Raw genomic sequence first — 25,574 nt, 5'->3', positions numbered from 1 at the left:
CCATAGGCTTTATGTCCGCTGTCGTTCCATCGTGTTTCGCGGCGCGGTCAGGACCCAGACGAGGCCGGTGGGCCGGAAATCGACCTCGACATTGCCGCTGAAGGAGGCGGCTGCGTGGGTTTTGGTGACGGTGGTGCCGAAGCCGCTCTCGCTCGGCGGCTTGACCGGCGGCCCGCCGCTCTCGGTCCAGGCGAGGCGAATGATGGTTCCGATCTCGCCGGTTTCATTCGTCCATTCGATGGTAATCTTACCCTCCGGTGCCGACAGCGCCCCGTATTTCACCGAATTGGTCGCAAGCTCGTGCAGGACGAGGCCGAGATTCTGCACGGCCTCCGGCTTCAGCAGGAAATCATTGCCGAGGACGTCGAGCTGCTGCGGCGCCTGCAGGAAGGTCGCGAGATGGATGTCGATCACCCGGCGCAGCGAAACGCCGGACCATTGTTCACTGGTCAGGACCTCGATCGAACGCGCCAACCCTTCCAGCCGGTCGGCGACGGCGCGCTGGAATGTATCGACGCTGTCCGTCTGCCGCGCGAGCTGCCGGGTCATCGCCTGGGCAAGCGCCAGCAGGTTCTTGGTACGGTGAACGAGCTCGTGCATGACGAAATGCAGCCGGTCTTCCGTGACGCTTCGGTCGAACGACGCGTTGGAAAGCGCAACGGCCACCTGGTTGGCCTCGATCACGCTGGTATCGATCGGCGCCACGATCTCGCCGCGTCCCATGCGGTCCGCCATGTCGGCGATGCTCTGTATGGTGATGCGCACCTGGCGCGCCAGCGCGTAGACGGCAATCAGCGCGATCAGCAGCAGCGTCACGCCGCCATAGATCAGGAAGCGCCATGTGCTCATCAGCGAGGCCTGCGCGGAGGCTATGGGTCCCCAGACGACTGCTTTCCAGGACCAGCCGGAAATCTGCGCATAACCCAGCACTGCGTTCGGCAGGATCTTGTCATCCTGGTAGACGCCGCTGGATGCGATCAGCCTCGGCAATATATCCTTGTTGAACATATCGCCGGGCGCAAGAGTGGTCGGGCCGCCGGCGGCAACGACATGGCCGGACTTGTCGAGGACGGCCGCCGACCAGCCCGGTGGCAGGGCTTCCGTCGTTACCAGCTTGGCGAGTTCGTCCGCATCCTGGGTCACCGCCAAAGCAGCGCCGGCGGGAGAGTGCTCGAGCGGCAGGGTGACATTGTAGACCCACCGGCGGGCATTCGCGCCTATGAAGACATCGGATGCCTCGATGCGGCCCGAGTCCAGCGCCGATTGCAGGGCCGGCAGGTTGCCGGTCTTGCCAAGAGGCTTGCCGAGGGGCCAGCGCGTATTCAGCCGGAGCTGGCCATTCTTTTCCATGAGGAGGACGAAGAGCGAATCGGTGCGCAGGACCGTTTCCGTCCGGGCGAAGAAGGTGGCGATATCGTTGCGCTCCAGCTCCGGCGAGGAGGACAAGAGCCGCAGCGTCGTCGCCATGTCCTGCAATTGCCGGTCGATGACGCGCGCCAGGGCCTGGGCGTCCTGAACCGTATCGCCTTTCAGCGCATCGCGCTCATTGTCTTCCAGCTGAACCAGCAGCAGTGCGACGAAGGCCAGAATAGGCAAGGCAATCGCCAGGGCTATGGCGATCAGATAGGCTCCAATCGACGCTTTCGGGAAATGCAGTTTCCTCATGAGGCGATCAACCGATCGTGCCTCCACGACGATCTGAAGCGTCGGCAAACGCGAAAGGAATGGTTTTGGTCGTCATGCCAAGCGCCCCCGTGCCCAGACCCGAGCTACATGCTCTCGAAGCGCCCATGTTAGGGCTCGGTAAATTGCCTTGCAACATCTGAAAAGTCATTGCTGCGAATTCGTAAGCGATCCCGGGTATTTAAGATTGCGGCAATGCATCCCTTGGGTTGCGCGGACCCGGCGCTTCGCCGGGCTGGGCGAAACGGGAAAGCCGGAAGGACGCAAGCTGGGGATCCGCCTTGCCATCGACGATCTCCTCAGCTGCCAGCAGGCCGACCAGGGGCGCCAGCGTTACGCCGGAATGCAGAACGGCGAGATAGAGACCGGGTGCTGCGTCGACCTCACCCAGAATGGGGAAGCCGTCCCTCGGTGTCGGGCGATGGCCGATCGTGTGGAAATCCAGTTCAAGGGCTTCGCCGCCTTTCAGGGCTGACTGGACCTTGGTGAAAAGTCTGCGGGCAGCGGTCTCAGGATTGTCGCCGGGATCGGTGCCGCCGAAATCGCCGCCGGCAATGATCCGTCCTTCCATCGTCTGGCGCATATGCAGCCCCGGCGCCATCACCAGCCCGTTCAGAAGCTTTTTCGTAGGGCGGGAATGAACGATGAGCCCCGGCGGCGTTTCGAGCGGCACGAGGATATCGGCCGATGCCGCCAGTGCCGCCGTGCCCGCGCCGGCGGCAAGAACGACATGATCGGCGTGCATCACCCCTTCGCTCGTTTTGATGCCGACAATCCGGCCACCCTCCCGGAGCAGAGCTTTGACTTCGACGCCGGACAAGATGGTCGCGCCTCGGCTCCTGGCGTCTTTCAGCAGCAGTTCAGAGGCTGCGACCGGCTCGACGGCACCCTCCTCGGCGATATGCAGCGCATAGTCCGGGGGATTGGCGAGATTCGGTTCGATCATCGTGCTGGTGGGTCGATTGACCGGCTGTATGCCATAGCCCCAGCCATGATGCTGCGCCGCATAGGCATCGAGCTCCGCTTCGGGCAGATCCCAGCACAGGCCGCCGCACCACGACAGAGGCAGATCGGGAAGATCGGTGGCAAGTCTCGACCATTCCGCCATCGAACGGTGACGGAGCTGGAAATAGAATTCCGGATTGCCCCAGCTCGCATTGATCCAGGCGAAGGAATTCGGCGTCGCAACGCCGCCGCTCTGCTGCGCGACCACGGTGACGGATGCGCCCTTGCGCTGGAGATGCCAGGCGATGGACGCACCGATGATGCCGGCGCCGATGACGATGATTTTCTGAGGGGAGGGCATGTCGCTGTCTCGTTCGGATTGATGTGAACCGAGACTAGGCTTTCCATAAGGCAAAGAAAAGCCGCCGGGCGAGGTTCGCCGGGCGGCCGCTGATCCGATTGCCAGGCGCCTTTGTCAGGCGCCGGCGCCGACGCGGGACAAACCGTCCTTGGCCGGCTGGTAGCTTGGGTCGAGGTTGACCGCGTGCTGATAGGAGCGGCGGGCTTTCGCCTTGTCGCCCTTGCGCTCGTAGACGAAGGCCTGGTTCGCCCAGGATTCGGCAACCTTGTTGTTCAGTTCGATGGCATGATTGAAGTCGGCGAAGGCGTTGTCGTCGTCGTTCTGCGCGAGATAGGAGATGCCGCGGCTGTTATACGGCTCCGGCGAGTTCGGCGAGAGCGAGATCGCCTTGGAGAAGTCGTCGATAGCCTTATCCTGCTGATTGCGCTTCTGGTAGATCACGCCGCGGCCGTTATAGGCGCGGCCATCCGTGGTGCCGAGGCTGATGGCCTTGGAGTAATCGTTGAAGGCGTCGTTGTCGCGGCCTGCCTGGCGATAGAGATTGCCCCGACCGATATAGGCGACATCGTAATTGCCGTTGATCTGCAGCGCGGCGTTGTAGTCCGCGATCGCTTCCGGCAGCTTGCCCATGTTGCGGTAAATGAGCGCGCGGTTGGCGTAGGCCTGATAGAACTTCGGATTGAGCTGGATCGCCTGATTGAAGTCGCCGAGCGCGCGGTTGAAATCACCGCCGCGGCCATAGGCCGTGCCGCGCACATTGTAGCCTTCGGGATCCTGCGGATTGGCATTGATGACCGACGTCAGCGACGCGATGTTTTCCGAAGACCCCTGCGCCTTGTCGATGCGGATCACGTTATCCGTGGAAGCGGTCTGGCAGCCGGAGAGGCTGATTGCGGCAAGAATCGCCAAGGCAGGCAGCACTGCCGCGCGCTTCGAAACGAGGAAGGAGAGGTTCGAAGTGCGGAACTTTACGGAAGTCGTCATTGCCATTATCGGGTTCGCTTTCCCCATGCGTCATATCAGGCTGTTCTGATTTAATCCGATTTGCGCAGAGAATAAATCAAAAAGGCGGCGGCGAACGACTCGCCCCCGCCACACATGCATCTGAAAACGTCGAAAAAACGGCGATTACTTGGCTACCAGGCCTTCGCGCTGAGCGCGCTTGCGAGCGAGCTTGCGAACGCGACGAACAGCTTCAGCCTTTTCGCGAGCACGCTTCTGCGACGGCTTTTCGTAGTAGTCGCGCATCTTCATTTCGCGGAAAATACCTTCGCGCTGCATCTTCTTCTTGAGAGCGCGGAGAGCCTGGTCAACATTGTTATCGCGGACAAGTACCTGCACGAGAATCACGTTCCTTTGGTTTGGTTGATGCCAGCGGCGACAGCAGCGCCAGGAGGCAAAAATATAACGTTCGCGCAGCCGTAGCCTTGCGATTGGTTAGGCGAGATAGCAGATCGATTTGTCAAAGTCTAGCCAGATCGTGAGTTTGCAGGGGAAAAAGCGGCTTGTCGAGTGCCGAGTTGAGCTGACGCTGCTTTCGCCGCTTTGTGAAGGTGCGAAAATGAGGGCTCGATTTGCGATGTTTTGCGACACTGACACGCCTGTGCGAAGAATCCGGATCACAGTCATTCGCGCGTCACGATGGCTGTCTGATTCCTGTGGTTGGGTGGTGCGAAGGGAGAAATGCCTTATGGACTCACTTGGCCTCATTGCCGCCGGGAGGCTGCTTGCCGTGCCCATGCTTGTGCTCGTCATTCTTGCTGCAATGGTTGCGCCCGCCGCAGCCGGTGAAGTGCGTTTTGGCAAGAATGTCCGCGTCGGCGGTCACGATTTTTCGCACCAGACTTTTGACAGCAAGCATCGCGCGAGAATCTATCTTTATGATCGAAAGCCGCGGAAAGAGGGATGCGCCTGGCGTAGCGATGGTCATGGCGGGCGGGTAAAGGTCTGCCATCTGCAACGCAAATGAAGCTGTTAAGAAGATGCAAGCACGCCGTTCGAGTGCCTGGCAATTTTAACCGTGTCGAAAGCCGGTCCTGAATGCGTCGCAAAAGAGCCGTTGTGTCGGTTTTCGATTTGCGATTTGTATGACCCATCAAAAGGCGTCTTGCCTGAAGGAGTTGAGGGCGAATGCGTAAATACTCGGTTTTTGCCGTGGCAAGGGAAGCGATGCGGGCTCACAAGGGCTGGGAGGCTCAATGGACCTCGCCCGAGCCGCGCAAGGAGTATGACGTCATCATCGTCGGGGCTGGCGGTCATGGTCTGGGCGCGGCCTACTATCTCGCCAAGGAGCACGGCATCACCAATGTCGCCGTGATCGAAAAGGGCTGGCTCGGCGGCGGCAACACCGGCCGCAATACGACGATCATCCGCTCGAACTATCTCTACGAAGAGAGCATGCACATCTACGAGCATTCGATGAAGCTCTGGGAGGGGCTGTCTCAGGATCTCAATTACAATGTCATGTACTCGCCGCGCGGCGTGATGATGCTGTCGCACAATGTACACGACCAGCAGTCCTTCAAGCGGCATATCCATGCCAACCGTCTCTACGGCATCGACAATGAATGGCTGACGCCTGAACAGGCGAAAGCCTATTGTCCGCCGCTCGATATTTCCAGCACGGCGCGCTACCCGATCAACGGCGCCGCCCTGCAGCGTCGCGGCGGCACGGCGCGGCACGATGCGGTGGCCTGGGGCTTTGCCCGCGCGGCTTCCGACCGCGGCGTCCACATCATCCAGAATTGCGAAGTGACCGGCATCCGCCGCGCGCCGGATGGCCGCGTGACCGGCGTCGACACGACGAAGGGCTTCATCGGCGCCAAAAAGATCGGCGTTTCCGCGGCCGGTCACACTACTGTCGTCATGCAGATGGCAGGCGTGCGCGTGCCGCTGCAATCGAGCCCGCTGCAGGCGCTCGTTTCCGAGCCACTGAAGCCGATCTTCCCCTGCGTCGTCATGTCGAACACGGTGCATGCCTATATCTCGCAGTCCGACAAGGGCGAACTCGTCATCGGCGCCGGCACGGACCAGTATAATTCCTACAGCCAGACCGGCGGTCTGCAGATCATCACCCATACGCTGGATGCGATCTGCGAGCTCTTCCCGATGTTCCGCCGCGTCAAGATGATGCGCTCCTGGGGCGGCATCGTCGACAACACGCCGGACCGTTCGGCGATCCAGTCGAAGACGCCGGTTCCGGGGCTCTACGTCAATTGCGGCTGGGGCACGGGCGGTTTCAAGGCGACGCCGGGCTCGGCCAATCTCTTCGCGCATCTCATTGCCCGCGACGAGCCGCACAAGTTCAATGCCGGGCTTAATCTGGATCGCTTCCGCACCGGCCGGTTGATCGACGAGGCGGCCGCGGCGGCCGTGGCGCACTGATGCTGGCGGCGGTCGGGATCGTTCTTGCAGCGGGGCTTTCTTTGCCAGCGGGAACGATCACGATCGAAGTCAATGATCTGGTTCCGGGGGTCAAGGATTTTCGCATGCAGGTGATCCACAAGGCGAAGGATGAAGCCGATTGGCCCTTCGTGGCCGAAAGCGGAACGCTGCTTTGCGCCAAGGTGTTGAACCAGCCGATGGTATACTTCGTGCCGGAGCAGACGCCGGAGGTATCAAGGGCTTTCGCACTGGATACGGATCTCTTGGGCATGAGCATGGTCAATCTGGGAATGACCAACGTGCTGAAATCCTACGAATCGCTGGAAACGCTTTTGAAGCGCATAACACCTTTCGTCACCATGGGACGGCGGCTCTGCGCCCAGCCTCCCGGTACAAGCCTTTCGGGCTCCGAGCTTTAACACAGGTAGAAAACGATGCTGCTGATTTACTGCCCCTATTGCGAGGAAGAGCGTTCGGAACTCGAATTCCGCAACGCCGGCGACGCGCATATCGTGCGGCCGGCCAATATTGCCGGGATCTCGGATGAGGAGTTCGAGGAATATTTCTTCCTGCGCGACAATCCGAAGGGTCTGATCTTCGAGCGCTGGCGGCATATCCATGGCTGCGGCCGCTTCTTCAATGCGGCGCGCGATACGGTGAGCGATCATTTCTACCGCACCTACAAGGCCGGCGAGCCGAAGCCGGATCTCGTGACGCTGCTGCCGGGTGCCGCCGAGCCGGCCGTCCAGAGCCAGAACGAACAAGAACAGACGGCACAAACAGAGGGATTTGCTGAATGAGCGGCGCCAATCGTATCGCGGGCAAGGGACGTCTGACGCCGGCCAGAACCGCCCGCTTCACCTTTGACGGCAAGAGCTATACGGCGCTGGAGGGCGACACCGTTGCCTCGGCCCTGCTTGCCAACGGCGTTCATCTCGTCGGCCGGTCGTTCAAATATCACCGCCCGCGCGGCATTCTTTCGGCCGGAGCCGAGGAGCCGAGTGCGCTTCTCGATATCTCGCGCGATGCGGCGCGGCGGCAGCCGAACGTGCGCGCCAGCGTGCAGGAGGTCTTCGACGGCATGAAGGCGCAGTCGCAGAACCGTTGGCCGTCGCTCGCCTTCGATGTTGGCGGCGTCAACAATCTTGCCGCGCCTTTCTTTGCGGCCGGCTTCTACTACAAGACCTTTATGTGGCCGAAGGCGGCCTGGAAGCACATCTACGAACCTCTCATCCGTCGTGCCGCCGGCCTCGGCGTCGCGCCGACGGAAGAGGATCCGGATCACTATGCCAGCCGCTATGCCCATTGCGACGTGCTCGTCGTCGGCGCTGGCATTTCCGGCCTTTCCGCTGCATTGGCCGCTGCCGAAACCGGCGCCAAGGTCATTCTCTGCGACGAGCAGGCGGAAGCGGGCGGCGCGTTGCGTTTCGACACCGGCGTCAAGATCGATGGCGTCGAGGGCTATGCCTGGGCGCAGGACGTCGTTGCCAAGCTCAAGGCGCTGCCAAATGTCGAGGTGCTGACCCGCACGACGGCCTTCGGCTACTACAATCACAATTTCTTCGGTCTTGCCGAACGGGTCACCGACCATCTGGCGAAGCCGGGCCGTAAGCTGCCGCGCGAGCGCCTGTGGCAGGTCCGCGCCAAGCGCGTCATCCTGGCGACGGGCGCGATCGAGCGCCACATGGTGTTCCCGAACAACGACCGGCCGGGCATCATGCTGGCCTCGGCCGCGCGCGCCTATCTCAACCATTACGGCGTCGCCGTCGGCGCCAAGATCGGCGTCTACACCGCGCATGATTCGGCTTATGAAGCGGCTTTCGATCTCAAGCGCGCCGGCGTCTCCGTGGTTGCCATCGTCGATAGCCGTGCGCGGCCGGGCGAGGCAGTGCTGGCCGAAGCGAAGCGGCTCGGCATCGAAGTCATGACTGATTATGCGGTCATCGATACGGCCGGCAAGCTGCGCGTTTCCTCCATGACGGTTGCGCGCAACGGCAGTTCCAGCTCCCGCAAGATCGCCATCGACGCACTTCTGGTTTCCTCCGGCTGGACGCCCTCGGTTCATCTGTTCTCGCAGTCGCGCGGCAAGCTGAAATTCGATGCCGAGAAGCAGCGTTTCCTGCCGGGAACCTATGTTCAGGATTGCCTTTCGGTCGGCGCCTGCAATGGCACGGACGGTCTGCAGGCCGCCATCGAGGAATCGCTTGCCGCCGGCGAGCTGATGGCGCGCGCCACCGGCGCCACCAATGGCGGCGAGAAAATCCAGCTTCATGCCGAGCAGGCCTTCGAGTGGACCGGCGGCATGATCGGTGCTGCCGAAGGCGCCGGGCCGGACACGAATGCGAAGGCTTTCGTCGATTTCCAGCACGATGTCTGCGCCAAAGATATCCGCCTTGCGGTGCGCGAGGGGATGCATTCCATCGAGCATATCAAGCGCTTTACCACCAACGGCATGGCGTCCGACCAGGGCAAGCTTTCCAACATGCACGGGCTGGCGATTGCCGCAGAAATGCTCGGCAAGGACATTCCGCAGGTCGGTCTCACCACCTTCCGCGCGCCCTATACGCCCGTCACCTACGGCACGTTGATCAGCCATTCGCGCGGATCGCTGTTCGATCCCGCCCGCAAGACGCCGATGCATGCCTGGGAAGAGGCGCACGGCGCAATCTTCGAGGATGTCGGCAACTGGAAGCGCGCCTGGTTCTACCCGCGTGCCGGCGAGACCATGCATGAGGCCGTCAATCGCGAATGCCGCACGGCGCGCGAAGTGGCCGGCGTGTTCGATGCCTCGACGCTCGGCAAGATCGAAGTGGTCGGGCCGGACGCGGCCGAGTTCCTGAACCTGATCTACACCAATGCCTGGGATACGCTGAAGCCCGGCCGCTGCCGCTACGGCATCATGACCCGCGAAGACGGCTTCGTTTATGACGACGGCGTCGTCGGGCGTCTGGCCGACGACCGCTTCCATGTGACGACGACGACCGGCGGTGCGCCGCGCGTGCTGCATCACATGGAGGATTATCTCCAGACCGAATTCCCGCATCTGAAGGTATGGCTGACCTCCACCACGGAGCAATGGGCCGTTATCGCCGTGCAGGGGCCGAAGGCGCGGGAGATCATCGAGCCGCTCGTCGAGGGGCAGGATCTGTCCAACGAGGCCTTCCCGCACATGAGTGTGGCCGAGTGCAAGGTCTGCGGCGTGCCGGCGCGGCTGTTCCGCGTCTCCTTTACCGGCGAAGTCGGCTATGAAATCAACGTGCCGGCCGATTACGGCCAGTCGGTTCTCGAAGCCGTCTGGGCTCGTGCAGAACCGCTGGGCGCCTGCGCCTATGGCACCGAGACCATGCACGTCCTGCGCGCCGAGAAGGGCTATATCATCGTTGGCCAGGACACAGACGGCACCGTGACCCCTGACGATGCCGGCCTTGCCTGGGCCGTTTCCAAGAAGAAGTCCGATTTCGTCGGTATTCGCGGCCTGAAGCGGCCGGATCTCGTCAAGGAAGGGCGCAAGCAGCTTGTCGGCCTTGTTACACGCGATCCGAAGGTGGTGCTGGAGGAAGGCGCGCAGATCGTCGCCGATCCGAACGAGCAGAAGCCGATGACCATGCTCGGCCATGTCACCTCAGCTTACTGGTCCGAAAATCTCGGCCGCTCCATCGCCTTCGCGCTCGTGGCCGGCGGACGCGAGCGCATGGGCAAGACGCTCTATGTGCCGATGCCCGACAAGACGATATCAGTCGAGGTGACGGATCTGGTGTTCTTTGACAAGGAAGGAGGCCGGATCAATGGCTGATCTCGCTACCCGCAAACTGCCGCTCGCCGGCCGCCACGGCGGCTCCTCGACCGTCCGGCTGACGCCGGCCGCACCGGCCAGCCGAATCTCGCTGCGCGCTCCCGCTGATTCGGTCGGCGGTCTTTCGCATGTGCTCGGCCTGCAGTTGCCGACCCGGCCGAAGACCTCGGCCAGCGCCAACGGTCGTCATGCCCTGTGGCTCGGCCCGGATGAATGGCTCGTCATCGACGAGAACGGCGCTGAACTCGTTGGGGTCGCCGCATCGTCTGGCGTGCTGCACTCGGCAACCGACGTCTCGCATCGCAACACAGCCGTTATCGTCTCCGGCCCCGGTGCCGAAGCGACGCTTGCCGCCGGCTGCCCGCAGGACGTTTCGTTGAGCGCATTCCCCGTTGGCGCCTGCTCGCGCACGCTCTACGGCAAGGCTGAAGTGGTGATCCTGCGGCTCGATGAAGAGACATTCCGCGTCGAGGTCTGGCGCTCCTTTTCCGACTATGTCTTTGGTCTTCTGGCCGAGGGCGCGGAAGATGCGGGGCTTTAGGTTCGACAGGCCTTGGCGAGCAAAGCCTACACAAAATCGGCTCGCGGCATAACAACCGCAGCTGATGGCAATCGATCTTGTTTGCCATCAGTTTCGGTCGCATAATGGTTGTATCGGCGGGATCGAAACACTCGCCTTCAACCCGCGCACTGGGACGCGCGACACAAAGGTCATGCCTATGGGCTCTGACAACGATGGCCTTGAATATGATTCCAAGTCATGGACTGGAATAGGCCTTGGAAGCACGCAGCAAGCGATACCAAGTAAATTTAACGCTTTAGATCATATTCGAAGCTACTTGACGTTTTTCATACCTGCAATAATAGTTCTTCATATAATTGAGCGGGCTTTAGACGGCAAAATTTCCTTTGATGCGCTTTCCATATTTTATGCGTTAACTTCCCAGATCCCGGAAGCTTTATGCGGAATTGCGGCTCTTTTGCTGATTATACTTATACAGAAAATCCGCCCCCTCCTGAAAAAGTTTTAAGACTCCTCCGGCCGATCCTTCGGATCGAACTGCGATATGGTCGTCCATGTCGCGGTCAGCGCCGCTTTGCGCTCGTTTTCGATTTCGACGGTCACGTCATAGGTCAGCATCAGCATGCTGGCGCCGCGCAGCCGCGTTTCGGCAAGCTTGAAGCGGCCGCGTACCCGCGCGCCGCATTTGACCGGCGACATGAAACGGATTTGCTCGAAACCGTAATTGATGCCCATGGTCTGTTCGCGGATCTTCGGAAGGGCGCTGTAGTTCATTGCCGAGAGCAGCGAGAGCGTCAGGAAGCCGTGGGCGATGGTGCCGCCATAGGGCGTTTCAGCCTTGGCGCGCTCGGGATCGACATGGATGAACTGATGATCGAGCGTCGCATCGGCAAAGGTGTCGATCATCGTCTGGTCAACGGTGATCCAGTCGGAAACGCCGATCTCGGTTCCCGCAAGTTTCATGATCTCAACAAGCGAAATTTCGCCGGGCATTCCCATCCTCGTCGGTCTGTGCCGTTCTGTCTCTTTGCATCCACACAATTCCGGACGAAAAACCGCCGCGCTCTTCTCCTGGAATTGTTCTGGCGCCCTTTCTGGCGAATCGGGAATGAAAGCGCAACCGGGATCAGGCTTCCAGAAGGAAGGCAACGGAGCGGCCGGGAACGACGATCCGCTCTCCGGCAGCCGTTTCGCCCGTTGCGGTCAGCAGGGACCAGCCGCCATTCTCCGAGGCGGGCGGCGTGACGGAACACTCGGCTGCGGCGCGATTGAACAGTATGGCGAGGCGTGTCGATCGGCCCGTGGCGCGATCCTCAGTTCGCAGCGCCATGCCGAGGACGCTCGCGTTCGATGCCTGCCAATCCGGCACCGTCATCGCCGTTCCGGCCGCGGAGAACCAGAGCACATCGCCATCGCCGTGAAAGAAGTCCATGTTGCCGAAGGCGGCGAAGCGGCGGCGCAGGCCGGCGAGCCACGCGGCATGGCCGATCAGTTCCTCGTCCAGCGTCTTCCAGTCCATCCAGGTCATCGCGTTGTCCTGGCAATAGGCGTTGTTGTTGCCTTGCTGGCTGCGCCCGGCTTCGTCACCGGCCGTCAGCATGATCGTGCCGCGCGTGGCAAAGAGCGTCGACAGCATGGCTTCGATATCGGCACGGCGCTTGCTCTGGATCGCTGGATCGTCTGTTCCGCCTTCGGCGCCGTTGTTCCAGGAAAAGTTCTCGTTGTGGCCGTCGCGATTGTTCTCGCCATTGGCTTCGTTGTGCTTGTTTTCGTAGGAAACGAGATCCATCAGCGTGAAGCCGTCATGGGCGGCGAGGAAATTGACGCTGCGCGTCTGCGTGCGTCCGTCACGGCCGAAGATGGAAGAGGAACCGGCAAGCACGGTCGCGAGATCGCCGGCGCCGGCATCGCCGCGCCAGAAGCGGCGCAGGTCGTCGCGGGCCCGGTCGTTCCACTCGAGGAAAGGCGCCGGGAAATTCCCAAGCTGATAGCCGCCTGGGCCGATGTCCCAGGGCTCGGCGATCATGATCCGATCTCTGAGCACGTCATCGGCCAGCATGGTGCGCAGCGTCATGCTTTCCGGATCGAACCCCTTGCTGCCGCGGCCGAGCACGGTGGCGAGATCGAAGCGGAAGCCGTCTATGCCCGCGCAGCGCACGAAATGGCGCAGGCTGTCGATGACGAGCTTGCGGGTTGCCGGCTGATCGCAGGCCACGGTGTTGCCCGTGCCGGTATCGTTGACCAGCGTGCCGGGCTGATCCGGCAGGCTGCGGAAATAGGTGGGGTTGTCGAGACCGCGCAAGGACAGCGTCGGGCCCTGGCGGTCGCTCTCGCCGGTATGGTTGAAGACAAGATCGAGGATGACGGCGATGCCATCGGCGTGAAGGGCGGCGACCGTCTCGCGCAGTTCCCGGATGCCGCCGGGGACCAGACGCGGGTCGAGCGCCATGAAGGCGACGGGATTGTAGCCCCAGCTATTGGTCAGGCCGAGCGGCGGGAGATGCCGTTCGTCGATCCATGCCGTGATCGGCATCAGCTCGACGGCGTCCACTTGCAGGCGCTTGAGATGCGCAATGATCGAGGGATGGGCGAGGGCGCCGAGCGTGCCGCGCATCTGCGCCGGCACATCCGGATGCAGCATCGTGAAGGGCTTTACGGCGATCTCGTAGACGAGGCCGCCGGGCTGAAACAACGGCTTGGCCGGCTTGACGGCGACAGCGCGCGTGACGATCGTCTTCGGCACGAGGTCCTGCGTGTCGGCTCCGAACACTCCCAGGCGCGGGTCGTAACGAAAGGGTCGGTCGATTTCCCTGGCATAGGGATCGACGAGCAGCTTGGACGGATCGAACCACAGGCCGCGATCGGGATCGTAGGTGCCATGGGCCCGCAGGCCATAGCGCGTGCCTTCCCCGGCGTCTTTCACGAAAAGACGGTGCTCGTCTCCATCGCGGGTGAACGGCAGGCGAGCGATCTCCTTATGGCCTTCGGCATCGAACAGGCAGAGCTCCAGGCGCTCGGCATTCCTGGACCAGACGGCAAATTCAACGCCGGCATCGGTGAGGGTTGCACCCAGGCAGCGGGCTATCGGTTCTGACATGTCTTAGGGGCTTTCCGGATGACTCGAAACTGTTCCCTCTCCTTGCTTGCGGGGAGAGGGTTGGGGTGTGGGCGGAGCACTCGGCAAATCGTGCGGCTGTAATGGATTTTGGAAGGCCCCTCATCCGGCCAATTGCCGCTTCACTTCATTCAGCAGCTTCCGGCCACCTTCGCCCCGCATGAGCGGGGAGAAGGGACTTAGGCTCTTGCCCTATCAGGTGATGACCGTCGGGGCATCGCGGCCGGTGCGGCCCTTGATGTCGGCGATGTCCTGGGCTGCCGTGATGAGATCGGCCAGCGCTTCCTGAGTCTCGATATTGTGGCGGGTCGAGTCGGGCTCGTAGCGCTCGATATAGACGCGCAGCGTCGCGCCCGTCGTGCCGGTGCCGGAGAGGCGGAAGACCACGCGGGAACCGCCCTCGAACAGGATGCGGATGCCCTGGTGCTGGCTGACAGACTTGTCGACCGGATCGTGGTAGGCAAAGTCGTCGGCGGCGGAAACGGTGAGATCGCCGTACTTGGTGCCCGGCAGGGTCGGCAGCTTTTCGCGTAGCGCCGTAATCAGGCCGTTGGCGGCATCGGTATCGACGCCTTCATAGTCGTGGCGGGAATAATAGTTGCGGCCGTAAGTGGCCCAATGCTGCGTCACGATATCGATGACGCTTTCACCGCGAACGGCGAGAATGTTCAGCCAGAGCAGCACAGCCCAGAGCCCGTCCTTCTCGCGAACGTGGTTCGAGCCGGTGCCGGAGCTTTCCTCGCCGCAGATCGTCGCCATGCCGGCATCGAGCAGATTGCCGAAGAATTTCCAGCCGGTCGGCGTTTCGTAAATGCCGACGCCGCGCTTCTCGGCAACGCGGTCTGCGGCACCACTGGTCGGCATGGAGCGTGCAATGCCGGCGATGCCGTGGGAATAGCCGGGAGCAAGATTGGCGTTGGCGGCCAGGATCGCCAGGCTGTCGGACGGGGTGACGTAGATGCCCTTGCCGATGATGAGATTGCGGTCGCCATCGCCATCCGATGCCGCGCCGAAATCGGGCGCATCGTCGCTCATCATGTCGTCGTAGAGCTCTTTGCAGTAGACGAGGTTCGGATCCGGGTGATGGCCGCCGAAGTCCGGCAGCGGCAGGAAGTTGCGAACCGATCCATCCGGTGCGCCGAGGCGGATTTCGAAGATCTCCTTGGCATAGGGACCGGTGACCGCGCTCATGGCGTCGAAGCAGAGGCGAAAGCCGAGGCTGATGAGGTTGCGGATGGCGCCGAAGTCGAACAGCTCTTCCATGAGAGCCGCATAGTCCTCGACCGGATCGATGACCGAAACGATCATGCCGCCGACATCTTCGCGGGCGATGCGGTCGAGGTTGATGTCCGGGAAGTCCGAGATCTTGTAGCTCTCTATCACCTTGGAGCGCTCATAGATGGCGTCGGTGATCTTTTCCGGCGCGGGGCCGCCATTGCCGATGTTGTACTTGATGCCGAAGTCTTCCGTCGGGCCGCCGGGATTGTGGCTGGCCGACAGGATGATGCCGCCGAAGGCCTTGTACTTGCGGATGATGTTGGAGGCCGCGGGCGTCGAGAGGATGCCGCCCTTGCCGACCATCACCTTGCCGAAGCCGTTCGCAGCGGCCATCTTGATGGCCTTCTGGATGACTTCGCGATTGTAGTAGCGGCCGTCGCCGCCGATGACCAGGCACTTGCCCTGATAGCCGTCGAGCGAATCAAAAATCGACTGGATGAAGTTTTCCGCATAGTTCGGCTGCTGGAATACGGGAACCTTCTTTCGAAGGCCGGAGGTGCCGGGCTTCTGATCCGCGTAGGGGGTGGTGGATACGGTTTTAATCATCGGGTTAAGCGCCTCTCGAGACTAGACTGGAGTATAGAGCGGCGTAGCGTTCTGCGCTCTTGCCCCAGGATACGTCGGATTTCATGCCCTGCTTTTGCATCTGCGTCCAGACCTTTCGATCCTGGAAGAGATGCATGGCACGGCGTACGGCCTGCAGCAGCCCCTCGGCGGTGACGGGGGAAAATTGGATGCCGGTCGCGACTTTTGCCTGCAGGGCGGCATGGTTGGCGTCGATAATGGTATCGTTGAGCCCGCCTGTCCGCGCAACGATCGGCAGGCAGCCGTAACGTAAGCCATAAAGCTGCGTGAGGCCACAGGGTTCGAAGCGCGATGGGATGATAATCGCGTCACAACCGGCCTGCATCAGATGCGACATCGGTTCGTTGTAGCCGGCGGAAACGCCGACGCGGCCGCGGTGACGGCCGGCTGCGGCAAAGAGCGCACCCTCCAGCGCCGGATCGCCGGCCCCCAGAATGGCGAGCTTGCCGCCCATGTGGACGATTTCGGTGGAGACGCTTGCCAGAAGATCCATGCCCTTCTGCCAGGTAAGCCGGCTGACGACGCAGAAGATCGGGCCGTCGTCGTTATCGAGGCCGAAATGCTCGATGACGCGCTGGCGGTTCACGGCGCGGTCCTTCAACGTCGTCGCACTGTAGGTCTGAGCGATCATCGGATCGCTTGAGGGGTTCCAGATGTCGTCGTCGATGCCGTTGACGATTCCGTAGAGGCTGTAAGCCCGGCTGGCGATGACGCCTTCGAGACCCATGCCGAATTCCGGCGTCAGGATTTCCTCGGCATAGGACGGGCTGACGGTGGTCAACGCATGGGCCGTCTGCAGCCCGCCTTTCAGGAAGCCGACATCGCCGTAATATTCGACGCCTTCGACGGAGAAGGCGTGGGCCGGCAGACGCAGGCCGGGGAAGATATCAGCGCCGAACTGGCCCTGGAACGCGATGTTGTGGATGGTGAGGACGCTCGGCAGCTCCGGCGTCGGATAGTAGCGCATGTAGACCGGCACCATGGCCGACTGCCAGTCATGCGCATGCACCAGATCCGGCCGCCAGCCGGGCATGAGACCGGCGGCGATCTCCGCGCCGGCGAGCGACAGTGCGGCGAAACGCCGCCAGTTGTCGGGGTAATCCTTGCCCGTTGCATCGACATAAGGGCCGCCCGTCCGGCTGTAATAGGCCGGAGCGTCGAGCACGAGGAAGGAAATGCCCGCGTGGTCGGCTTCCAGCACTGTTGCCGGCTCGCCGAGGAGATCCGGAAGCTCCAGGCGGACAACCGGATCGCGAATGGCCTTCATGACGGCTGGGTAGCCCGGAATGAGGGTCTTGGTTTCGACGCCATAGGGCTTGAGCGCGATAGGCAGGGCGCCGGCGACATCGGCCAGGCCCCCTGTCTTGATCAGAGGGAAGACTTCGGACGAAACCGAGAGGACCTTCATAAGTTACAAATCCAGCTTGTCGATCATCGTCTGCGTGATGAGGCAGATGCCGCTTTCCGTGCGGCGCCAGCGCTTGGCATCCAGCTCCGGATCCTCGCCGACGATCAGGCCCTCCGGAATGGTGACGCCATGGTCGATGACGACATTCTTGAGCTGCGCGCGGCGGCCGACCTTCACGCCCGGCAGCACCACTGCTCCCTCCAGCTTGGAGTAGGAGTTGGCACGCACGCCGGTGAAGAGCAGGCTGTTATAGAGGCTGGCGCCCGAAATGATGCAGTCGCCGGCGACAACGGAGGACACGGCCGAACCGCGGCGGTCTTCGTCATCGTGGACGAATTTCGCCGGCGGGCTGATTTCCGCATAGGTCCAGATCGGCCAGGATTTGTCATAAATGTCGAGTTCCGGCACCACGGCGGTCAGGTCGATATTCGCCTGCCAGTAGGCATCGATCGTGCCCACGTCGCGCCAATAGGCCTCGCGCTCGAAATCCGAGCGGACGCAGGACTGCGCGAAGCGGTGCGCGACGGCTTTGCCGTTCTTGACGATGTAGGGGATGATGTCCTTGCCGAAGTCGCGGCTGGAATTCGGGTCTGCGGCGTCGCGCCGCAGGCATTCGATCAGGAATTTCGTGTGGAAGACATAGATGCCCATCGAGGCCAGCGCGAAATCCGGATTGCCTGGGATGCCCGGCGGATCCGCGGGCTTCTCGACGAAATCGATGATTTCATCCTTCTCGTTGACATGCATGACGCCGAAACCGACCGCTTCCATGCGGGGCACTTCGAGGCAGCCGATGGTAACCTGGGCGCCCGAATCGACGTGCTGCTGCAGCATCCATTCATAGTCCATCTTATAGATATGGTCGCCGGCGAGGATGACCATGTATTCCGGGCCGTAGGGCTCGATGATGTCGATGTTCTGGTAGACGGCGTCGGCCGTGCCTTCGTACCACTGCGTTTCCGAGACGCGCTGCGATGCTGGCAGGATGTCGAAGCTTTCGTTTCGTTCGGGGCGGAAGAAGTTCCAGCCGCGCTGCATGTGGCGGATCAGCGAGTGCGCCTTGTACTGCGTTGCGACGCCGATGCGGCGGATACCGGAATTGAGAGCGTTGGACAGCGCGAAATCGATGATTCGGGTCTTGCCGCCGAAATAGACGGCCGGCTTGGCACGGCGGTCGGTCAGTTCTTTCAGGCGGCTGCCGCGTCCCCCGGCAAGAACGTAGGCCATGGCATCGCGCGCCAGCGGTTGGAAACGTTTTTCTACCATTTTATTCCTCCCTGTCCGTAATGATCTCAGAATTCCGGTTCGAGCATGATCGTCGCCAGTGGAGGCAGCGTTATGGTCGCTTGTATGCCCCCGCCTGCGTTGACGGCCTGCACTCGTCCGCCATTACCCTTGCCGCTGCCGCCGTAGATGTCGGCATCGGTATTCAATATCTCGCGCCACCGCCCCTCAGCTGGCAAGTGCAAGGTATAATTCTCACGATAGACTGGCGTGAAATTGGTGATGACCGCAACCGGCTTTTCGCCCGGCGCCTTGCGGAGCCACGCGAAGACCGAGTTTTCGAAATCATCGACGATGAGCCATTCGAAACCGTCGCCCTCGCAATCGCGGGCATGCAATGCCGGCTTGCTGCGATAGGTGAAGTTGAGATCGCGAACGAGACGCCGCATGCCTTCGTGCATACGGTATTGCAGCAGGTTCCAGTCCAGCGCGCGCTCTTCGCTCCACTCGCTCCACTGGGCGAATTCTTGGCCCATGAAGAGCAGCTTCTTGCCGGGATAGCCCCACATGAAGGCATAATAGGCCCGCAGGTTGGCAAATTTCTGCCAATCGTCGCCGGTCATCTTGGCGATCAGCGATCCCTTGCCGTGCACCACTTCGTCGTGGGAGAGCGGCAGGACGAAATTTTCCGAGAAGGCGTAGATCAGACCGAAGGTCAGCTCGTTGTGGTGATACTTGCGATGCACGGCCTCGCGGGAGAGATAGCTCAGCGTGTCGTGCATGAAGCCCATGTTCCACTTGAAGCCGAAGCCGAGGCCGCCTTCGTGAACCGGCTGCGACACCTTCGGCCACGAGGTCGATTCCTCGGCGATGGTCATGACGCCCGGATGCGCACCGTAAAGCCGAGTGTTCATCGACTGCAGGAAGCGGACGGCTTCGAGGTTCTCGTTGCCGCCATATTCGTTCGGGATCCATTCGCCATGCTTGCGCGAATAATCGAGGTAGAGCATGGAGGCGACGGCATCGACGCGCAAACCGTCCAGGTGGAATTTTTCCGCCCAGAAGAGCGCGTTGTTCAGAAGATAGGCGAGCACTTCGGTACGGCCGAAATTGTAGATCGCCGTGTTCCAGTCGGGATGAAAGCCCTTGCGCGGATCCTCGTGCTCGTAGAGCGCGGTGCCGTCGAACCAGCGAAGGCCGTGCTCGTCGGTCGGGAAATGTGCCGGCACCCAATCGAGGATGACGCCGATGCCGACCTTGTGGCAGCCGTTGACGAAACGGGCGAAGCCTTCCGGTTCGCCGAAGCGGGCGGTCGGCGCATAGAGGCCGGTGGTCTGATAGCCCCAGGACGGATCATAGGGATGCTCGGTGATCGGCAGGAATTCGATGTGGGTAAAGCCCATGTCGACGCAATAAGGGATCAGCCGCGAGGCGAGTTCGTCCCACGACAGCATCGAGCCGTCATCGCGGCGCTGCCATGAGCCGGCATGAACCTCGTAGATGCTGATGGGCTGGCGCCGTATGTCGATGCTGGCCCAATGTTCGCGGTGGGCCGAATCCTCCCACACCTGCTGCAGTTCGCTTGCCGTCACAGAAGCGGTCTTGGGGCGCAATTCGCTCCGGCGGGCAAAGGGATCGGCCTTCAGTGGCAGCACGACGCCGTCCTTGCCGCGGATTTCGAACTTGTAGGCAACGCCGGTCGGCACATCCGGGGCGAAAATCTCCCAGATGCCGGAATCCGAACGGAAGCGCATGACGTGCCGGCGGCCGTCCCAGTTGTTGAAATCGCCGACGACCGAAACGCGTTGCGCATTCGGCGCCCAGACGGCGAAATGGAAGCCCTGCACGCCCTCATGCTTCAGGGGATGAGCGCCCATCTTGTCGAAGAGGCGCAGATGCGTGCCCTGACGGGCGAAATAGTCGTCCATCGGCCCGAGAACCGGACCGAAGCTGTAGGGGTCGGTCACCGCCCATTCGGCATCGCCGCGCCTTGCGCGATAACGCACCGGCTGCTGCTTGGTGAGCTTCACGTCGCCTGAAAAGAAACCTGCCGGATCGAGGCAGTCCAGCTCACCGATGACGGAGCCGTCCAGCGCCAAGGCGGTGATGGCTTCCGCGCCGAGGATGAAGCAACGGGCCACGTAGCCTTCGTCCGTCTTGTGGATGCCGAGGACGGCGAACGGATTGGAATGCGTGCCTGCGAGAATTGCAGCAATATCGTCTGCCGAAATATCCCTCAAGCTTATGCTGTCAGCGGGTTTTTTCGGCTTTTTCATCCGGCTCTCCAGATTTCCTTGGCATACTGACGGATCGTCCGGTCGGAGGAGAACCAGCCCATGCGAGCGGTGTTGTTGATCGTCTTGGCATACCATTCGGACGGATTGGCCCAAAGGATATCGACTTCGCGCTGCGCCGAGGCATACGCGTCGAAATCGGCGGCAACCATGAACCAGTCGTGGCTATAGATGCCTTCGATCAAACCGGCGTATCGGTTGCGGTCGTCGGGAGAGAAGACGCCGGAAGCGATGGCCGAGAGAGCCTGCGAGAGCTCGCGCGAGCGCTCGATGATGGCACGGGGGTCATGACCGTCATTGCGCAGGCTGGCGACCTCGTCGGCCCGCAACCCGAAGATGACGATGTTGTCCTCGCCGACATTGTCGCGCATTTCGACATTGGCGCCGTCGAGCGTGCCGATCGTCAGGGCGCCGTTGAGGCCGAACTTCATGTTGCCGGTGCCCGATGCTTCCATGCCGGCGGTGGAAATCTGCTCGGAAAGATCGGCGGCGGGAACCATGACCTCGGCAAGCGAGACATTGTAGTTCGGCACGAAGACGACCTTCAGCAGGCCCCGCACCGATGGGTCGTTGTTGACGACGCGGGCGACGTCGTTGATCAGCTTGATGATGAGCTTGGCGTTGTGATAGCTCGGCGCCGCCTTGCCGGCGAAGAGCTTGACGCGCGGCTGCCAATCCAGCTCGGGATGCGAACGGATCTGATCGTAGAGCGCCACCGCTTCGATGACATTGAGAAGCTGGCGCTTGTATTCGTGAATGCGCTTGATCTGGATGTCGAACATGGCATTCGGATCGAGCTTGATGCCCATGCGGCTGGCGACGAGGTTGGAGAGCTGCACCTTGTTGGCGCGCTTGACGGCGGCGAACTTCTCCTGGAAGGCGCTGTCGCGGGCGAACTGATCCAACGGCTTCAGCTGTTCCGCATCGTCGAGGAAGGCATCGCCGATGGTTTCGCGCACGAGGCTGGTGAGACCCGGATTGCACTGCATCAGCCAGCGGCGCGGCGTAATCCCGTTCGTCTTGTTGTTGATGCGGTCGGGATAGAGCTTGTGCAGGTCGGCAAAGACAGTGACCTTCATCAGATCGGTATGGAGCGCGGAAACGCCGTTGATCGAGTGCGAACCGACGAAGGCGAGATTGCCCATGCGCACGCGGCGATCGCCGGCCTCGTCGATCAGGGAAATCGAGCGGATTTCGGTATCGCTGAAATTGCGAAGTTTGCGCGCCTCGACGAGGATCTTCGCGTTGATGGCATAGACGATCTGCATGTGGCGCGGCAGCAGACGCTCGAACAGCGGCACCGGCCAGCTTTCGAGAGCTTCCGGCAGCAGCGTATGATTGGTGTAGCCGAACGTCTCGCGGGTGATATCCCAGGCCTTGTCGAAATCGAGGCCATGAACGTCGACCAGTAGGCGCATCATCTCCGCGACGGAGACGGCGGGGTGCGTGTCGTTCAGCTGGATGGCGACCTTCTCGGCAAGATTGGTCAGATCGTCGTATTGCTGCAGGTGGCGGCGCAGGATGTCCTGCAGCGACGCGGACGAGAAGAAGAACTCCTGGCGCAGGCGCAATTCCTGGCCGGCCGGTGTCGCGTCGGCCGGATAGAGGACGCGCGTCAGGCTTTCGGCCTTGTTGCTTTCGCGCAGCGCGCCGATATGGTCGCCGGCGTTGAAGGCATCGAGCAGGATGGGATCGATCGGCTGGGCCGACCACAGGCGCAGCGTGTTGACGCGATGGCCGCGCCAGCCGACGACCGGGGTGTCGAATGCCGTGGCGATGACGCGTTCAGCCGGCTTCCAGACGTAGCGCGGCAGTTCGTCATGGCCGCTGACGGTCTCCACAGCGCCGCCAAAGCCGATTTCGTAGGAGCTTTCCTGGCGCTCGAACTCCCAGGGATTGCCATGCGCCAGCCAGGTTTCGGGCAGTTCCACCTGCCAGCCATCGGCCATCTGCTGGCGGAAGAGGCCGTGCACGTAGCGGATGCCGTAGCCGTAGGCGGGCACGTCGACCGTCGCCATGGATTCCATGAAGCAGGCGGCGAGACGACCGAGGCCGCCGTTGCCGAGCGCTGCATCGGGCTCGAGGCCGGCGATGACGCGGATATCGACGCCAAGCGAGGCGAGTGCGTTGGTGATTTCCTCCATCAGCCCGAGATTGGAGATGGCATCGCGCATCAGGCGGCCGATCAGGAACTCAAGGGATAGGTAGTAGACGCGCTTGGCGTCCGTCTCATAGACCTTGCGGGTCGATTCGATCCACTTGTCGATGACGCGGTCGCGAATGACAAGGATCGTTGCCGTCAGCCAGTCGTGCGGCTTGGCGACCTTCGCATCCTTGCCGATGCGGTATGTCAGGCGCTCGATGATTTCTTCGGCAAGGATTTCGGGGCGGGAACTGCGCGGCGCGGGAACGGGGAGATCGGCCTTCGTCAAGTTATTCATACTATCAACTCTCGCCATTTGTGATTTATATTCAGGGTGTTACGCCTTCGTAAATCGAATTGCCTTTCCGTTTCGCTATCAGTTTACGCATTGATGTAAAGCAGTTGCAACAAGCGAGTTGGGCAGATGCGAAAATAGCCGCGAAAGGTTTGCCGTTCACGGGAAAAGACTTGATTCCGATGGTGTTTCGGGCTTTTATTCGCGCACCGATAAAAGAAAAAGCCGCGCGATACTCGCATCGCGCGGCTTTTTCTTTTGCATCGACCTGCGGTTGCCGGGCGCCAAACGCCGGCGGTCACTTGGTCAGGAGCGTCATTTGCTTTGATGTTTCCGTGGCGATTGTCGTGAACGCCTTGAAGAGATCTGCGGCGCTCTGCGGGGTGAAGTAGTCGGAGGGTGAGGTAGCGCAATACTTCAGCAATGCCTGACCATTTGCCGGTGCCATGAAGGCAATTGTGTAGACGTGGATTCCATTGCTACGTGCTTTATCGCACTGGGTTTTCGTATCCGTGTCGGCGTTTGCCACATTGTTATCACCGTCCGTCATGAAAACGATGTACATGGTCGGATTTGTGACGCCGCTCTTGGTTTTATGCTGCTGCTGCTCATCCGTCAGTCCGGCGGTTGTCGATGGTTTCGTCAACGCATCGACCGCGATCTTAAAAGCGGGGGCCGAATTGGTGGAGCCGCTTGATGTCAGGTTATTGACATAGCTTTTGATGCCGCTTGTGCCCCACGTAAGCGATGAAGCGCTTTGGGCGGCGGAATTATAGGACACCGCGCCCGTGCGCACATACATCATATTCGGATCGGCGCTGTTCAACTGGGAGGAAAGATTGGACGTAGCAATCTTCAGCGATTCCATTTTGGTGTAATAATTGGTCGCGGTCGTTTTGCACGTCCCGTCCTGCCTCGTTTTTGTGCAAACCGTTGGTTGTTCGGCGTTAACCGTATCTGTGGCCTCGTCCATGGATCCGGAGCGATCGAGAACGAAATACATAGACAGGGCATTTTTCTGGGTTTCAGAAGTTTTTCCGCTGATCGAGGTACTCGACGTCGAAATATTCATCGAACTTTGGCCAAGCAGGCGCGTCATACTGTTCACGGGCATCGAATACGATGCATTTATCACGACGGAATAGCCTGAATTCCCCGAGGAATCGGTCGTTTTTGTTACGACCGTGTTGGTCCCGCTTTTCAGCGCATTCGCCGTCGTGGTATCTCCCGACAGGTAATTCGACATCTGGCCGAGCACGAAATTATTGCCGAAGTCCTTTGCCGTCGTCGTTGTGACGCTGCCGTCGGCAAGCGCTGTCGCCGTGGCAAGCGCGGCGGCGTCCGTCGCCTCCTGGAGCTGGCTGTGAGACAGCGACATGTTGGTAACGTCGATGGCAATGCCGCTCGCGGCTGCCAGTACGGGTATCGAAATCGCCGTCAGGATGCCAAAATTTCCGGCTCTATCACGTAGAAGTTGCTTTAGTGCGCGAAGTAAATCGGAGCCGGCAATCATCATGTCCGCCTATTGGAAAGAGTGAAACCTCAAGAATGGCGGGACTATCAATTACAAACATTAGTTGAACGTTTATGCGACCGGTTGTTTTTTAACAAATTGTTTGATCGGTCTCAATTTGAGCTGAATTTCTACTATTTCAAACTTTGCTATTTTAGAGGAATAACATCAACGGCTTGGACAGTCTTCTGGTTGCCGTAGCTCTTGAGCACGCCGATGACCGGCGCGACGTCGGAATAATCGCGGCCATAGGCGACGACGATGTGATCCGTGCCGGCGGGGATGTTGTTGGTCGGATCAAGCTCGATCCAGCCCGCCGTCTCGCCACACCAGACGCGCACCCAGGCATGCATGGCGTCGGCGCCTTCGAGCCGTTCCTTGCCGGGTGGCGGGATGGTGCGCAGGAAGCCGCTGACATAGCCGGCGGGGATGCCGAGGCTGCGAAGCGCGATAATCATCACATGCGAAAAATCCTGGCATACGCCGCGCTTGAGGCGAAAGGCCTCCTTGGGCGTGGTGTCGACCGTCGTCGCCTTGGGATCGTAGGTGAAATCCTTGTGTATCTGTGCGCAGGCCGCATGCGCGATCTGCAGCGTCGTCAGATTCGTGGCCTTCCATCGCCGGGCATAGTCGGCAATTTCGCCTGTTTCGGGCAGGCGCGGGCTGCTGCCGATAAAATGATGGGGCGACGAGGGATCGATCGACCAGCAGTCGCTGATTTCCTCGGGCAACTTGGCAAGCACCGGCGAGAAATCGGCCGCCACCGGCTGGCTTTCCACCTGCACGCGCGCCTGCATGCGGATGTCGAGCCTTTCATGCGGATCACGCACCAGGATCGAGGTTGCCGGATGCTGGAAGAAGTCGGTGAAATTCGATTGCTCGTCCGGGCCTGGGGTCACTTTCACCGAACCGGCGATCAGCCGCTGCCGATGGGGCAGGGAGAGTGGCATGACGCGCAGAATATGGCGCGCGCCGCTTGCCGGCACGTCGTAGATATAGCCCATGTGAAGCGAGAGATCGTAAAGCATCA

General features: G+C 61.1%; 20 protein-coding genes. 6 read left to right on the top strand and 14 right to left on the bottom strand.

Annotated elements, in window-relative coordinates; genetic code table 11:
• Positions 1-9: 9 nt before the first annotated feature.
• The 5 genes from GR212_RS12020 to GR212_RS37705 all read right to left on the bottom strand — a co-directional run bounded on the left by GR212_RS12020 (position 10) and on the right by GR212_RS37705 (position 4,919).
• The gene (locus tag GR212_RS12020) at positions 10-1,665 is read right to left on the bottom strand and encodes a sensor histidine kinase (RefSeq protein WP_163986789.1); all 1,656 of its coding nucleotides are present in this window, start codon (positions 1,663-1,665) and stop codon (positions 10-12) included.
• Between the two features lie 199 nt (positions 1,666-1,864).
• Positions 1,865-2,989, bottom strand: a complete 1,125-nt coding sequence (locus GR212_RS12015) for an NAD(P)/FAD-dependent oxidoreductase (protein ID WP_163986788.1) — start codon at positions 2,987-2,989, stop codon at positions 1,865-1,867.
• A 114-nt stretch (positions 2,990-3,103) separates the two neighbouring features.
• Positions 3,104-3,979 (bottom strand): tetratricopeptide repeat protein, encoded by an 876-nt coding sequence (locus GR212_RS12010; RefSeq protein WP_163986787.1) that lies wholly within the window; start codon positions 3,977-3,979, stop codon positions 3,104-3,106.
• 138 nt (positions 3,980-4,117) lie between these two features.
• Positions 4,118-4,330, bottom strand: a complete 213-nt coding sequence (gene rpsU / locus GR212_RS12005) for a 30S ribosomal protein S21 (protein WP_004117638.1) — start codon at positions 4,328-4,330, stop codon at positions 4,118-4,120.
• 355 nt (positions 4,331-4,685) lie between these two features.
• The gene (locus tag GR212_RS37705; protein ID WP_163986786.1) at positions 4,686-4,919 is read right to left on the bottom strand and encodes a hypothetical protein; all 234 of its coding nucleotides are present in this window, start codon (positions 4,917-4,919) and stop codon (positions 4,686-4,688) included.
• 200 nt (positions 4,920-5,119) lie between these two features.
• Between GR212_RS37705 and GR212_RS11995 the strand changes: the two genes are divergently transcribed.
• The 6 genes from GR212_RS11995 to GR212_RS11970 all read left to right on the top strand — a co-directional run bounded on the left by GR212_RS11995 (position 5,120) and on the right by GR212_RS11970 (position 11,197).
• Positions 5,120-6,373, top strand: coding sequence for a sarcosine oxidase subunit beta family protein (locus GR212_RS11995; RefSeq protein ID WP_163986785.1), 1,254 nt, complete (start codon positions 5,120-5,122; stop codon positions 6,371-6,373).
• Entirely contained in the window at positions 6,373-6,792 is a 420-nt protein-coding gene (locus GR212_RS11990) for a hypothetical protein (RefSeq protein ID WP_163986784.1), read from the top strand. The genes GR212_RS11995 and GR212_RS11990 overlap by 1 nt, the downstream gene beginning before the upstream one ends.
• Before the next feature lie 15 nt (positions 6,793-6,807).
• Positions 6,808-7,173: a sarcosine oxidase subunit delta gene (locus GR212_RS11985; protein WP_163986783.1), complete on the top strand. Its 366-nt coding sequence runs from the start codon at positions 6,808-6,810 to the stop codon at positions 7,171-7,173.
• Entirely contained in the window at positions 7,170-10,166 is a 2,997-nt protein-coding gene (locus GR212_RS11980) for a sarcosine oxidase subunit alpha (RefSeq protein WP_163986782.1), read from the top strand. Before GR212_RS11985 ends, GR212_RS11980 begins: the two co-directional genes overlap by 4 nt.
• On the top strand, positions 10,159-10,707 hold the full coding sequence (locus GR212_RS11975; RefSeq protein WP_163986781.1) for a sarcosine oxidase subunit gamma: 549 nt from the start codon (positions 10,159-10,161) through the stop codon (positions 10,705-10,707). The genes GR212_RS11980 and GR212_RS11975 overlap by 8 nt, the downstream gene beginning before the upstream one ends.
• A gap of 64 nt (positions 10,708-10,771) precedes the next feature.
• Positions 10,772-11,197, top strand: a complete 426-nt coding sequence (locus tag GR212_RS11970) for a hypothetical protein (protein ID WP_163986780.1) — start codon at positions 10,772-10,774, stop codon at positions 11,195-11,197.
• Here the strand turns inward: GR212_RS11970 and GR212_RS11965 are convergent.
• The 9 genes from GR212_RS11965 to GR212_RS11925 all read right to left on the bottom strand — a co-directional run bounded on the left by GR212_RS11965 (position 11,194) and on the right by GR212_RS11925 (position 25,572).
• Entirely contained in the window at positions 11,194-11,682 is a 489-nt protein-coding gene (locus GR212_RS11965) for a MaoC family dehydratase (RefSeq protein WP_113435512.1), read from the bottom strand. The two genes, GR212_RS11970 and GR212_RS11965, sit on opposite strands and share 4 nt — an antisense overlap.
• Positions 11,683-11,815: 133 nt before the next feature.
• Positions 11,816-13,786, bottom strand: coding sequence for a glycogen debranching protein GlgX (glgX, locus tag GR212_RS11960; protein ID WP_163986779.1), 1,971 nt, complete (start codon positions 13,784-13,786; stop codon positions 11,816-11,818).
• 213 nt (positions 13,787-13,999) lie between these two features.
• The gene (locus GR212_RS11955; RefSeq protein WP_163986778.1) at positions 14,000-15,628 is read right to left on the bottom strand and encodes an alpha-D-glucose phosphate-specific phosphoglucomutase; all 1,629 of its coding nucleotides are present in this window, start codon (positions 15,626-15,628) and stop codon (positions 14,000-14,002) included.
• Between the two features lie 4 nt (positions 15,629-15,632).
• Complete coding sequence (glgA, locus tag GR212_RS11950) at positions 15,633-17,075, bottom strand: glycogen synthase GlgA (protein WP_163986777.1); 1,443 nt, start codon at positions 17,073-17,075, stop codon at positions 15,633-15,635.
• Positions 17,076-17,078: 3 nt separating this feature from the next.
• Entirely contained in the window at positions 17,079-18,341 is a 1,263-nt protein-coding gene (glgC, locus tag GR212_RS11945; RefSeq protein ID WP_163986776.1) for a glucose-1-phosphate adenylyltransferase, read from the bottom strand.
• A 26-nt stretch (positions 18,342-18,367) separates the two neighbouring features.
• The gene (gene glgB, locus GR212_RS11940) at positions 18,368-20,575 is read right to left on the bottom strand and encodes a 1,4-alpha-glucan branching protein GlgB (protein WP_163986774.1); all 2,208 of its coding nucleotides are present in this window, start codon (positions 20,573-20,575) and stop codon (positions 18,368-18,370) included.
• Positions 20,572-23,034, bottom strand: coding sequence for a glycogen/starch/alpha-glucan phosphorylase (locus tag GR212_RS11935; RefSeq protein ID WP_163986773.1), 2,463 nt, complete (start codon positions 23,032-23,034; stop codon positions 20,572-20,574). The genes glgB and GR212_RS11935 overlap by 4 nt, the downstream gene beginning before the upstream one ends.
• Before the next feature lie 295 nt (positions 23,035-23,329).
• A complete protein-coding gene (locus GR212_RS11930; protein WP_246725741.1) occupies positions 23,330-24,547 on the bottom strand; it encodes a vWA domain-containing protein in 1,218 nt (405 codons plus the stop codon).
• 146 nt (positions 24,548-24,693) lie between these two features.
• Positions 24,694-25,572 (bottom strand): transglutaminase family protein, encoded by an 879-nt coding sequence (locus tag GR212_RS11925; RefSeq protein WP_163986771.1) that lies wholly within the window; start codon positions 25,570-25,572, stop codon positions 24,694-24,696.
• Positions 25,573-25,574: the final 2 nt, after the last annotated feature.

It is taken from the genome of Martinezella lusitana (assembly GCF_010668395.1).
GTDB classification, from domain to species: domain Bacteria; phylum Pseudomonadota; class Alphaproteobacteria; order Rhizobiales; family Rhizobiaceae; genus Rhizobium; species Rhizobium lusitanum_A.
Note: the sequence above shows the minus strand (reverse complement) of the source record. Positions and strands in the feature narration are given on the sequence as shown.